Origin of the sequence: Cochlodiniinecator piscidefendens, assembly GCF_011326755.1 — a bacterium.
GTDB classification, from domain to species: domain Bacteria; phylum Pseudomonadota; class Alphaproteobacteria; order Rhodobacterales; family Rhodobacteraceae; genus Cochlodiniinecator; species Cochlodiniinecator piscidefendens.
The window spans coordinates 125,944-139,092 of record NZ_JAAOIE010000004.1 but is presented as its reverse complement, the minus strand read 5'-3'; the positions used below and the strand labels follow the sequence as shown (position 1 = coordinate 139,092).

At 51.1% G+C, this 13,149-nt stretch carries 11 protein-coding genes; 10 read left to right on the top strand and 1 reads right to left on the bottom strand.

What is annotated here, in order from left to right; translation table 11 throughout:
- The first annotated feature begins 75 nt into the window (after positions 1-75).
- The 9 genes from regB (at position 76) to G9C99_RS12135 (ending at position 11,814) form a co-directional block, all read left to right on the top strand.
- Positions 76-1,470, top strand: a complete 1,395-nt coding sequence (gene regB, locus G9C99_RS12175) for a sensor histidine kinase RegB (protein WP_166417786.1) — start codon at positions 76-78, stop codon at positions 1,468-1,470.
- A gap of 76 nt (positions 1,471-1,546) precedes the next feature.
- Positions 1,547-3,109, top strand: coding sequence for a PAS-domain containing protein (locus G9C99_RS12170; protein ID WP_166417785.1), 1,563 nt, complete (start codon positions 1,547-1,549; stop codon positions 3,107-3,109).
- Positions 3,110-3,146: 37 nt separating this feature from the next.
- Positions 3,147-3,608 carry a tRNA (adenosine(37)-N6)-threonylcarbamoyltransferase complex ATPase subunit type 1 TsaE gene (gene tsaE / locus G9C99_RS12165; protein WP_166417784.1) on the top strand — a complete coding sequence of 154 codons (462 nt, stop codon included), beginning with the start codon at positions 3,147-3,149 and terminating at the stop codon, positions 3,606-3,608.
- A gap of 15 nt (positions 3,609-3,623) precedes the next feature.
- A complete protein-coding gene (locus G9C99_RS12160; RefSeq protein WP_166417783.1) occupies positions 3,624-4,310 on the top strand; it encodes a nucleotidyltransferase family protein in 687 nt (228 codons plus the stop codon).
- Positions 4,303-7,236: a double-strand break repair protein AddB gene (gene addB / locus G9C99_RS12155; RefSeq protein WP_166417782.1), complete on the top strand. Its 2,934-nt coding sequence runs from the start codon at positions 4,303-4,305 to the stop codon at positions 7,234-7,236. The genes G9C99_RS12160 and addB overlap by 8 nt, the downstream gene beginning before the upstream one ends.
- Complete coding sequence (gene addA, locus G9C99_RS12150; protein ID WP_166417781.1) at positions 7,233-10,625, top strand: double-strand break repair helicase AddA; 3,393 nt, start codon at positions 7,233-7,235, stop codon at positions 10,623-10,625. The genes addB and addA overlap by 4 nt, the downstream gene beginning before the upstream one ends.
- A gap of 60 nt (positions 10,626-10,685) precedes the next feature.
- Entirely contained in the window at positions 10,686-11,006 is a 321-nt protein-coding gene (trxA, locus tag G9C99_RS12145) for a thioredoxin (protein ID WP_166417780.1), read from the top strand.
- A 95-nt stretch (positions 11,007-11,101) separates the two neighbouring features.
- Positions 11,102-11,452, top strand: a complete 351-nt coding sequence (locus G9C99_RS12140) for a Lin0512 family protein (protein ID WP_166417779.1) — start codon at positions 11,102-11,104, stop codon at positions 11,450-11,452.
- Positions 11,449-11,814 (top strand): Lin0512 family protein, encoded by a 366-nt coding sequence (locus G9C99_RS12135; protein WP_166417778.1) that lies wholly within the window; start codon positions 11,449-11,451, stop codon positions 11,812-11,814. The genes G9C99_RS12140 and G9C99_RS12135 overlap by 4 nt, the downstream gene beginning before the upstream one ends.
- Before the next feature lie 52 nt (positions 11,815-11,866).
- On the opposite strand, the gene G9C99_RS12130 is transcribed toward G9C99_RS12135, so the two are convergent.
- Entirely contained in the window at positions 11,867-12,058 is a 192-nt protein-coding gene (locus G9C99_RS12130; RefSeq protein ID WP_166417777.1) for a DUF1127 domain-containing protein, read from the bottom strand.
- A 216-nt stretch (positions 12,059-12,274) separates the two neighbouring features.
- On the opposite strand from G9C99_RS12130, the gene hslV reads away from it, so the two are divergent.
- A complete protein-coding gene (gene hslV, locus G9C99_RS12125; protein WP_166417776.1) occupies positions 12,275-12,835 on the top strand; it encodes an ATP-dependent protease subunit HslV in 561 nt (186 codons plus the stop codon).
- Positions 12,836-13,149: the final 314 nt, after the last annotated feature.

Genomic DNA, 13,149 nt, shown 5'->3' with positions numbered 1-13,149 from the left:
CAGAAATGCGCCCGCCATTGATTGCAGAGACAGTGCTGTCTAACAATTGCACATGGTGACGCAATAGGCCCTTTTATGACTGACCAAAAATCCGCACTGTTTGACCGCGATACTCACAGCAATTGGCTCCGGCTTAGAACGCTTATCGTTCTAAGGTGGGTTGCGATTATCGGCCAAATCGTCGCGATCACCATCGCGCAGCGCATTTTCAACCTGACGCTTGATCTTGGACTTGTTTATCTGGTCGTCAGCATATCCGTTGTAGCCAATCTGATTTTTATCTTCGTGTTTCCCGAAAACAAGCGTCTGTCAGAGCTTCAATCGGTGTTGATGCTGTTGTTTGATATTACGCAGCTTGCTTTGTTGTTGTTCCTCACCGGAGGTTTGCACAACCCATTTGCATTGCTGATTGTCGCGCCTGTGACGATTTCGGCCACTGTGCTTCATATTCGCTCAACAGTTCTTCTCGGCGCGATATCGTTGGTATTGATAACCTTACTCATGTTTTATCACATACAGTTGCGCACCGAAGAGGGCTTTATCCTGCGCATGCCGACCATATTTTTGCGGGGCTTTTGGGTTGCAATCGTTATTGGCACAGTATTTCTAGGAATCTACGCAAGGCGCGTGACATCTGAAATTCATTCGATGTCAGAGGCCCTTCTCGCAACGCAAATGGCGCTTTCTCGGGAACAAAAACTAACGGACCTCGGGGGTGTGATTGCCGCTGCCGCGCATGAATTAGGTACCCCCCTTGCTACGATTAAATTGGTCAGCGCTGAATTGATTGAAGAGGTCAAAGAGCAACCTGAGCTGTTGGAAGATGTCGAACTGATCCGCGATCAGGCGAACCGATGTCGCGAAATTCTGCATTCTATGGGGCGCGCGGGCAAAGACGACCTGCATCTTCGCTCGGCTCCCTTCGAAGCTGTTATCCAAGAAGCTGCCGAACCACACATAAATCGCGGCATTCACATTCACTTTGATTTTTACGCCGATGATTTGGATGATCCACAACCGATTTTACAACGACAACCCGAGCTGATTCATGGTGTCCGCAATCTCATACAAAATGCTGTCGATTTCGCCGAGAGCAACGTTTGGGTCGAAGGATGGTGGGACCACGACCGCATACAATTGCAGATCATTGATGACGGTAAAGGCTATGCGCCCCATGTTATTGGTCGTATTGGAGACCCATTTATGCGGCGGCGGCGATCAGCATCTCATAAGTCTGAAAGACCTGGATACGAAGGAATGGGGTTGGGCTTATTCATTGCAAAAACGCTTTTAGAGCGTTCCGGCGCTGAACTAACCTTCGCCAATGGATCCGATCCATTTCTAAATGAAGACGATCGTCCGGAAAAATGCGGCGCTATCGTCGAAGTTGTCTGGAACCGGGAAAACACAGGACCTGAACACCATAACCCCGGCGTTCCATTGGGAAATAATCAACCTATACGAGCATAAAATTCAGAAAATTAACGATCTGTTAACCATTGAGTAAGCAAACTTTCGCCCAGTGCTTTCTTTAAAGGCGATTCCAGTGGAACAAATTGATCTTACCGTACTTCTCACAGTTTTAATCAGTTCAATTGTTGGTGCGAGCATTGGCATTTGGTTCACTTTATACCGCAACCCAGCAGCCGAAGATCGTGCTCCCGATGATATTTTGGCCGCTCCTCCAGCAGATGAAACAAAAGTATTTTTGTTCGAAGGAAACACATTGCTTGATGCCAGTGCATCAGCGATGACCCTTTTCCAAAAGGGATCCCCGGAGAAAGCAGGGCTGGTTCGCCTATGTCACGCACTCAATAGGCGCTTTCCATCGCTGACCGAAGAATGCGCGCAAACTCAGGAAAACCGTTCGATTACACTGTTTGCCGAGGACTCCGCGGATGCAGGTTCTTTAGAAATTTTACGAAAAAACGGTGTCACACGCATAGAATTAAAAGAGCAAAAAGCACATCGGACAAATGCCCTTGAGGACGCCAGATCGATTGAAGTCGACACACTGAGACGCGTTGTGGAACACGCCCCCATCATGACCTGGAAACAGGATGAAGCGGGTAATCTGCTGTGGGCGAACAAAGCCTATCTTGACGCGTCAGAAGGTCAGACAGAACCGTCACGGCGAAATGGATGGCCCCCTAGACCCCTATTTGATGCTGCGTCCCTTAGATTCAACAACACGACGCAACGCGTTAAATCTATTCAAGGTGTAGAGACTTGGTTTGACTGCTCATATGCCCAGACCTCTGCAGGTAAGCTGTTTTTCGCGAAAGAAGTTGATGATGTCATCAAAGCCGAAAGCAATCTTCGCGACTTTGTTCAAACTGTTTCAAAATCCTTTGCCAGCCTCCACATCGGCATCGCGATCTTTGACGAGAAACAGAAGCTAACATTGTTCAATCCAGCAATGGCAAATTTGACCAATCTTTCGGCAGATTTTCTTGCGTCAAAACCGAGCCTCAGAATACTTCTAGATCGCCTGCGCAATGATCGTATGATCCCGGAACCCAAAAATTACAAATATTGGCGCAACCAGATTCTGGCGTTGGGCGAAGATCAATCAGACGAAGGCTACGAGGAAACGTGGTCATTGCCCAGCGGGCGCACCTACCGGATTATTGTACGGCCGCATAGCAATCGCTCAATCGCAATGCATATCGAAGATATCTCAACTGAGATTTCTTTGACACGGCATTTTCGGGCCGAACTTTCTCTATCTCAGGCCATCATAGACGAAATTCCCGAGGCGATCGCTGTGTTTTCTTCCGCGGGCCCGTTAACGCTATCCAACGCAGGTTATGCAGACATTTGGGGTATCGATCCCAGCACAACATTAGGCGAATTCAACATAACCGAAGCAACAAACCTTTGGCGTAAGGCGTGTAAACCATCGGATGTGTGGGCGCGACTTACGGTTTTTGCCTCTCAAACCGAAGCGCGCGAAGGGTGGAGCGACCACATCCAAACGCATGACGGTATCCGTCTGTTGTGTAGTGTTTCCGCAATTCAAGGTGGGTCAACATCGGTCAGATTTCGCCGTCTGGCCAATATTTTGCCTGACGCTGAACCACAGTTGATGCAAAGCAATATATCATAGTACTTGCGGCTGTAGCATGAGCCAGTAAAACTGGCGTATGCGCACAAAAACACTGATCCTTCAATCCGACACAGCCACCACCGAATTGGCGCAGCAACTTGCGCCAACTCTTGGGACAGGCGATGCGGTTTTGCTAGAAGGACCAATTGGCGCCGGGAAAACACATTTTGCTCGCGCCCTTATTCAAAGCCTGCTGGACTATGCAGAAGACGTCCCATCCCCCACATTCACATTGGTTCAGACTTACGAAACTTCGAACTTTGATATTTGGCACTGTGATTTATACCGCCTAACTCATCCCGACGAGGTTTTTGAACTGGGGCTGGACGAAGCTTTTGAGACCTCATTGTGTTTGATCGAATGGGCAGATCGGCTGGGCAGTGAAACCCCCGAAAACGCATTGCAACTTTCCTTTGAAATGCTGGAAAATGACCAAGATCGGAAAATCACCTTTTCTGGGTCGTCACCACAATGGGATAAAATATTTGATGTCGTTTGACCGAAAGGCAAAGTCATGAGTCAGCCCAATTCATTGATGTTGTTCGCAGCGGGTTTTGGAACCCGTATGGGTGAATTGACCAAAGATAGGCCAAAACCGTTAATTCCGGTCTCTGGCATAACGTTACTTGATCGTGCGCTGAATTGGGTCGTGGATGCGGACATCGCAAATACCGTTGTAAACATTCACTACAAAGGCAATTTGATAAAAGAAACTGTCAAAGACCGTGCGCAAATATCGGACGAAACAAACGCGGTTCTCGAAACAGGTGGCGGGTTAAAAAAGGCGCTGCCGCTGCTGGGGTCTGATCCCATTTATACCTTTAATCCCGATGTTGTATGGTCTGGTCCGAACCCTCTGACTGAATTGGCAAACGCATGGAATCCCGAAAAAATGGACGCATTGTTACTGCTTATTCCCCCATCACATGCACATTCCTATACCGGAGATGGTGACTTTTCCCTTGATGCCGCACAGCGCATTTCCCGGGGGGCTGGATATGTATATTCTGGCGCGCAAATTATCAAAACGGATGGCCTAGCACACATCGAACAAACTGCATTTTCGCTAAATGTATTGTGGGATGAAATGATAAAAACACAGCGCGTTTATGGTCTGCCTTACACCGGAAAATGGTGTGATGTTGGCACCCCCGAAGGCATTACAACCGCCGAAAAAATGTTAGAAGAAACCCATGTTTAAAGACGACAGCACGCAGCGCATTTTTGCGTTACCACCCGGTGTTGATTTTCCCTCAGCACTTGTGGATGGCTTAATCGCGCGCAGTGCGGATCAACCACCAGAAGAACTCGCTCGTGTTGAAGTCTATGTAAACACACGTAGAATGCAGCGACGCTTAAAAGAACTCTTTGCGCAGCGTGGTGCGTTTTTACTGCCACGGTTACGGCTCATTACAGACCTTGCCACCGATGTCGCCCTTAGTGATATTCCTCCAGCCGTTCCCCCATTGCGCCGCCGTCTTGAATTAACACAGCTTATTTCGCATTTGCTTGAACAAGAGCCAGACCTTGCGCCACGTGCGGCGTTGTTCGATTTGGCTGACAGTCTGGCCGGGCTGATGGATGAAATGCAGGGAGAAAATGTACCGCCAGAAAAAATCGCGGGATTGGACATCAGCGATCAATCCGGCCACTGGGAACGCGCCCTGAAATTTGTGACCCTCGTTCAGCAGTTTTTCGAAGCCGACATGCAACACGCCCCCGACAAAGAGGCACGCCAAAGGCTCGTGGTTGGGCGGCTTATTGCATCGTGGGAAAAAAATCCGCCACAACACCCGATCATCATCGCAGGTTCAACCGGATCACGTGGAACCACCCACCAATTGATGCTCGCAGCGGCGCAATTGCCCCAAGGCGCGCTTATTCTTCCGGGGTTCGACTTCGATCTACCTGATCACATTTGGTCCCGCATGGAAGATGCCTTAACTTCCGAAGATCACCCGCAATACCGATTTGCAAAGCTTTTGCGCGGCGCAGGGGTTGAACCCAGAAAAGTCGAACGGTGGGATAATCAACCCGCCCCAAGCCCAGAGCGTAATCAATTGTTGTCGCTAGCGCTACGCCCGGCACCCGTTACCGATCAATGGATGCGCGACGGAAAACACCTAACGGATCTGCCCCGCGCCGTTGAAAACGTAACGCTGTTGGAGGCCCCATCAGCGCGTGCCGAAGCCGTAGCGATCGCGCTTCGTTTGCGTCAAGCCGCCAAAACCGGTGAAACAGCTGCCTTGATTTCACCCGACCGCCAACTGACACGACAAGTCACTGCCGCCTTAGATCAATGGGGCATTGAACCCGACGACAGCGCCGGTCGCCCGCTTCAGTTATCTGCACCGGGACGTTTTTTGCGTCATATCTCTGCTTTGTTTGGGCAAAAGCTCACCTCAGAAGCATTGCTTACCCTGCTTAAACATCCGCTTACCAATACCGGTGGCAGCGAACGGGGGCTTCACCTGCTATGGACGCGGGAATTAGAGTTAAAACTTCGGCGTCATGGCCCGCCGTTTCCTGATCACGAAAGCCTGCTTGCTTGGGCCAACGCGCGAAAATCTGGCGATGATGGGCGCGTTGCGTGGGTCACATGGATATGCGATCTGCTGGGGGATCTTGAGTTCATCGCAAAACGGCATCTCAAAGAACACCTGAGCGACCACATCCAAATCGCTGAAACCCTATCCGCAGGCCCTACACCCGACAACGGCGGCGAATTGTGGGAAAAACAGGCCGGGCGCACCGCGAAAAATAGCATTGATGGCCTAATGCAAGAAGCGGACGCAGGTGGGGTTATGGGGCCTGCTGATTACAATTCTCTGTTTCTTGCGGTTTTGGGCCGGGCAGAGGTCCGTGACCCAACCCGCCCCCATCCAAACATCATGATATGGGGCACGCTAGAGGCACGCGTTCAAGGTGCTGATCTCATGATTTTGGGCGGCTTGAATGACGGGACTTGGCCAGAACAACCCACCCCTGACCCTTGGCTAAACCGTCAAATGCGCAAAGACGCAGGGCTTTTGTTACCTGAACGTCGCATTGGGCTTTCGGCGCACGACTTTCAACAAGCCGCCGCATCGCCAGAGGTCTGGATCACACGATCTATCCGCGATGCAGAGGCCGAAACTGTACCATCACGTTGGGTGAACAGGCTGCTCAATTTAATGAACGGGCTAAAGGAACAAAACGGCGCTGCATTGGTCAAAGAAATGCAAACCCGCGGCAACTATTGGCTTTCTTTAGCCGAGGCTTTGGAAACACCAGAAGCCGCCGTTGCACCAGAACGGCGCCCTTCCCCCCGTCCACCTTCGGATCAGCGCCCAAGGCAGCTTTCGGTAACGCGCATAAAAACCCTGATCCGCGATCCATATGCGATCTACGCCCAATATGTTCTGGGCCTCAAACCACTCGACCCTATTCGGCAGGAACCGGATGCGCCCTTGCGTGGGACCATTTTGCATTCTGTACTGGAGGATTTCATCAAAGAAGGCGGACAAACAACCGATGAACTGATGGAAATTGCAGATACAGTGTTAAACGATCAGGCCCCGTGGCCCGCAACACGACGTATTTGGCGATCAAAGCTCGCGCGCGCCGCAGAGTGGTTCATCGCAAAAGAACACGAACGCCAGACCAAGGGCACGCCCGAAGCGCCTGAACAAATGGGGCATACGCCGCTGGATGATATGGATTTCACCCTAACCGCCAAAGCAGACCGTTTTGATCGCCTAAAAGACGGAACCGTTCATATCTACGATTACAAAACCGGTACGCCGCCCAGCGTTAAAGAACAAAAGTATTTTGACAAGCAACTACTGTTAGAGGCCGCAATAGTCGAACGTGGCGGATTTAAACACCTCGGCCATCCCCAAGTAACGGGTGCGACATATATCGGACTTGGTGCGCAAAAAGAAATCGACGCACCCATGGGCGACCCCGGCATTGAAAAGACTTGGGAAGAGCTAAACAGCCTTATTAGAGCCTATTTTGAGCCTGACAAAGGATATACATCCCGTCGCGCAGTGGCCACCGTTCGGTTTGGCGGTGATTACGATCACCTCGCGCGATTTGGCGAATGGGATGAAACGATGGACGCTGTTTCAGAGGATGTATCATGAACGCACCAAATGACGCATCCCGCGCCCAAATGCGCGCAGCAGACCCTAGTGGGTCTGTCTGGCTCTCTGCGAATGCTGGTTCAGGTAAAACCCGAGTATTAACCGACCGCGTTGCGCGCCTGTTGCTTGGGGATGTCTCGCCCCAGCATATTCTCTGCCTCACCTACACCAAAGCCGCCGCAACAGAGATGCAGAACCGTTTGTTTAAACGCTTGGGTGGCTGGGCCATGCTCGATGATGGCGCGCTGAGACAGGATTTGATCCAGCTCGGTGTTGAACAGAATATCGACGAAGAATTGCTCGCGAATGCGCGGCGTCTGTTCGCGCGTGCTATTGAAACGCCGGGCGGGTTGAAAATTCAAACAATCCACTCTTTTTGTGCCTCTCTTTTGCGTCGTTTCCCGCTTGAGGCCGGCGTGTCACCCCAGTTTTCTGAAATGGACGACCGCTCAGCGCTTCTTTTGCGCGAAGAAATCATCGAAACGCTGGCAGACAACCCTGATACGGTAGGGATTATCGACGCCATCGCGCAGGTCTATTCTGGCGAAGACTTCAGCCGTCTCACGGCAGAGTTGGTTAAACACAAAGATGCCTTAGGAAACGCAGTAACAGCCGAAGAGCTTTGGTCCCAATTCGGGCTAACGCCGGGATTTGGCAAAAGCGATCTGCATGCATCGGTGTTTTTAGGTTCCGAAGGCCATTTACTGCGCGACATCATTCCAATTTTACAGTCAGGCAGCAAAACGGATGCCACCGCAGCCGCAAAGCTAAACGCCCTAGATATCGAAAACCTAGGGGTGAGCGATCTAAAAGCGCTTGAAGGATTATTCTTATACGGTGCCACGGCCAAAGCGGGGCCATATGCAGCAAAAATAGGCAACTTTCCCACCAAAGCAACGCGCGCAGCATTGGGTCCATTAGAGCCAAAACTAAACGATTTAATGGGGCGCGTTGAAACGGCACGTGAGAAACGAATTAGTCTCTATTCTGCGGAAAAGTGTCTAATTTTGTATCAATTCGCCGCGCATTTTCTACCTGCCTACGCGACGCGTAAACAGGCAAATGGTTGGCTTGATTTTGACGATCTCATTCTAAAAGCGCGCGACCTTTTGAACGATCCACTGGTGGCGCAATGGGTATTGTTCCGGCTGGATGGCGGTATTGATCACATATTGGTTGACGAAGCCCAAGACACCAGTCCCGCACAATGGAACGTGATTGAACGCCTCGCACAAGAATTCACATCCGGTGAAGGCGCGCGTTCGGGTGCCCAGAGGTCAATCTTTGTGGTCGGGGACAAAAAGCAATCGATCTATTCCTTTCAGGGTGCTGATCCTGATGGTTTTGACCGCATGAAATCCCACTTTCAGGGGAAATTGGAACAGGTCAATCTGCCGTTCCAGCCTATGGAGCTTCAGTATTCATTTCGATCTGCCAGCCCCATTTTGGGATTGGTTGATACCACCTTTGAAACTCAGCCCGAGAATGGATTGGGCGGCGAAACCAAACACATTGCATTTAAAAACGACATGCCCGGACGCGTTGATCTGTGGCCAGCCGTGCCCAAAACCGAGACAGACGAAGACCGCGATTGGTTTGATCCGATAGATTTGGTCGCTGAAAACCACCACACGGTGATTCTGGCGCAACGCATTGCGCGGCAAATTCGCGACATGATCACCAACGCCGCCCTCCCCGAAGAGATAGGTCATAGCGGCTCTTATAAAATGCGCCGGGTACGCGCGGGCGATATTCTGATACTCGTTCAGCGTCGGTCAGAATTGTTTCACGAAATTATTCGAGCCTGCAAAGCAGAAGGCGTCCCAATCGCCGGCGCGGACAGATTGAAAATCGGCGGCGAACTTGCGGTTAAAGACATCGCAGCCCTACTATCGTTTCTCGCAACACCCGAAGACGATCTTTCACTGGCAGCTGCGTTGCGTTCGCCTTTGTTTGGCTGGTCACAGCAAATGCTGCATGCCTCGGCCCAACCGCGTAAAAAGGGTGTTTATCTGTGGGAAGCCCTGCGCAGTGATCCCCGATATGATGCGACGATTGCTGTCCTTCAATCGCTCCGCAAAGATGCAGATTTTCTACGTCCCTTTGATCTGATTGAACGCATTTTAACCCGCCATGATGGGCGGCGCAATTTGCTTGCCCGTTTGGGGACCGAAGCCCAAGATGGGATCGACGCGCTTTTGAACCAGGCATTGGTTTACGAACGCAACGATGTTCCCAGCTTAACCGGTTTTTTAACCTGGCTGCAAAGTGGCGACGTTGAAATCAAACGTCAAATGGACAGCGCGAGCGACCGGGTGCGCGTGATGACGGTGCATGGATCAAAAGGGTTAGAAGCCCCAATCGTGATTATGCCCGACACAGCGCGGCGCCTTGTGACCATCAAAGATGAATTATACCCAACTGAGAACGGCGTCATTTGGAAAGCCCCCTCAGACGAACGTCCGCAAACCGTCGCCTTAGCCCACGCGAAACTGCAAGATCAGCAAGAGAAAGAGCGCGATCGCCTGCTTTATGTGGCTATGACACGCGCTGAGAAGTGGCTCATTGTGGCTGCGGCTGGTGAGTTAGGCAGCGATGGCGCAAGTTGGTACGACACAGTCGCACGGGGTTTAGAGCGCGCAGGCGCGCAGGAACACCCGCTTGCGGGAGGTGTTGGAACCCGGTTCGAAACCGGAGATTGGGCCGCAACCATCGAAGGCGATACCGCACCTGAAAAAGTAGAAAAAATTGCAACGCCAGATTGGTTGCGAACCAAAGCCCCTGCCCCTGTTGAGATCGAAAAACCGCGTACGCCTTCGGGATTAGGCGGCGCGAAAGCACTCTCTGGCGATTCAGGATTAGACGAAGAGGCCGCAATGATGCGCGGAACCCGACTGCACAGGCTTCTGGAACATCTTCCGTCCTACCCACCCGCGTCTTGGCCTGTCTTTGCCCAAGATTTATTGACCGAAGACGATGACGTTATCGCACAAACTGAAGTTGATGCACTTCTGCACGAAGCGCAAAACGTCCTACAGGCTGCACATCTGAAATTTCTGTTTGCAGAAACAACATTGGCCGAAGTTGATATTACAGCCGCACTGCCAGAGCTAAATGGATCACAAATCGTGGGGGCAATCGACAGATTAATAATAGAACCTAGTCGCATTTTAGCTGTCGATTTTAAATCAAATGCTATCGTTCCTAAGGTAGCTGACCAAGTTCCCGAAGGTGTTTTGCGGCAAATGGGCGCCTATTCTTCTGCGCTTTCAAGGATTTACCCTGATCGCCCAATTGAAACCGCCATTTTGTGGACCAAAACAGCTTCGCTTATGCCTCTACCTCACGCCGCTGTGATAAGCGCGTTACGACGTGCCGAGCAACCTTGACGCTGCACCGGAGCGCACTTAGGTTCCCTTCCGAAACAACGCAAATTCTGGAGAGCCCACATGGCCACTGTTCCTGTAACCGACGCTACATTCGACGCCGAAGTCCGCAACTCTGATATCCCTGTTGTGGTTGATTTTTGGGCGGAATGGTGTGGCCCATGTAAACAAATCGGCCCGGCACTAGAAGAATTGTCCGAAGTGTACGAAGGCAAAGTCAAAATCGTCAAAGTAAACGTTGATGAAAACCCAAATTCACCTTCGCAAATGGGCGTTCGTGGCATCCCTGCCCTGTTCATGTTCAAAGATGGTCAAGTGGTATCAAACAAAGTTGGCGCTGCTCCAAAGGCGGCCCTAACGTCATGGATCGAAGAATCCATCTGAGAGTACCCATATTGGTAAGAGTTTTGGGGCACCGTTGGTGCCCCTTTTCTTTTGTCTAGTTTTACCGCAAGACTATCCAAAACAAGGAGAAACACATGGCCAAAACACGGGTTGTGGTGGAATTTGGGATGGGCACATCCCTACGCCGCGAAGACTACACAGAAGCCGCAAGGCGCGCATTAAAAGACGCGCTTTGGCACAACTCCATTTCCATGGCTGAATTGTTCGACTTCCCCAAGGAAGCTATGATTATTGATGCTGAAATAGGCGTTCAAAAACCAGACGCGGTCGATGTCGAAGCTTTGAAAACCATTTTCCCATATGGCCAACCAAACATCACCGTAGTCGAGGGTGGATTGACCATCGATAAACCGCACAGCGACGGTTGCACCGTGATCGCCAACGCCGCGATTGTTGTGTCTTTTGATATGGAGCGCGCGCAATGACCGAAAAACGCATCATTTTAGAAATGGGCACGGGTAATGATCTCTATGGTCAGGATTATACCAAAGCGGCCTGCCGCGCTGTTCAGGACGCGCTGCATCATTCTTCTATCACGTTGTTCAGCAAACTCGATGTTGATCACACTGCTATGCGGGTACAGGTTACAATCGGTGTGCAGAACCCGGATGAAGTAGACCTAGCCATCGTGACGGCCGAATTACCGCGGGGGCGCGCCGAAGTTCGCGCCGTTATGGGTGGATTGGATGTAGCTGACCCAGAGGCCGGAACACGCCATGTTATTGCCACCGCCGCGATTGAGGCATTCGTGCCTGATATGGCGGGAAAATGGGTGCTAAGCGCATAAACAAAAAGCCGCCTCTATGGGCGGCTTTTCGGAAACTCATAAAGTTCGCAGTTTAGAAAGAATATTCGCGAGTCAGACCGATATCTTCCAATTGTGCGTCTGAAAGGTTGGCCAGAGCTTTGCGTGTTACGCGGGCTTGGTTCCAAGCAATCAGAGATGCTTTTGCAGTTTCAAATACGTTGCCAACCTGGAGAGTTGCAGCTGCTCCGAAGGGAACATTCACAGTGACGGTTCTGGTAGTCATATCGCGCTTCCTTGTTTCATCAGCCGACCCAGCGTCGGTTGTGAGCCTTATCTAGGGTTGGCAAAGGATTCCCACAATTGTTGAAACAACATCCCCGCGATGCAAAGGCTGCATAGCTGCTTAACAAAGAATTAAACGGTTTTTCGGGCGATCGGGGTAAACGCATTGCACCCACCGAAAGCGCCCATATATTAGGTTCAGAAAACGGAGGCACACATGGCAGAAGATCAATTCCCCGGCTGGCACGGCACAACCATCATCGGCGTTCGCAAAGGCGGCGAAGTGGTCATCGCAGGGGACGGTCAGGTTAGCCTCGGCCAAACCGTGATCAAAGGCACAGCCCGCAAAGTCCGCCGCCTATCCCCCGGTGGATATGACGTCGTAGCAGGATTTGCCGGATCAACCGCAGACGCCTTTACATTGCTAGAACGCCTAGAGGCCAAACTCGAAGCAACACCAGGGCAACTGGCTCGCGCCTCCGTTGAGCTGGCCAAAGATTGGCGCACCGATAAATACCTTCAGAAACTAGAGGCGATGCTCATTGTGACAGATGGCACCGAATTGCTGGTCATCACGGGTGCTGGCGATGTGTTAGAACCCGAACACGATGTCACCGCGATTGGCTCTGGCGGTAACTTTGCCCTCGCCGCAGGGCGTGCGTTGATGGACACCGAAATGCCCGCCGAAGACATCGCGCGCAAAGCGATGGCAATCGCGTCCGACATTTGCGTTTATACAAACGGCCGGCTGACCGTAGAAAAAATAGCCGCAAGATAGGGAATTTTTAGACGACTCGTGGGAGTAACTTACGTGTTTTCTTAACACGTAAGTTGTTCTTGCATGTTGTTTCGATCACCCGAAAAATGGTTTTTTCAATTTTTTAGCGTGTTAAATTTCAATTTTACCCCCCACAAAAAATTCTAACGATGTCACAATAACATGCAAAAGAGACCTTAAAGCGGTACGGATGTTCGGCTTCTTTCAGCATCTCTTTTTCAAAATTATTCGGCTCATATTACCCTGTCTTCGCTGCCGAAGTAGTGCATGTTTTTCCACACGTTAACGAATACAATCGCAGCCTAACTCGGAAA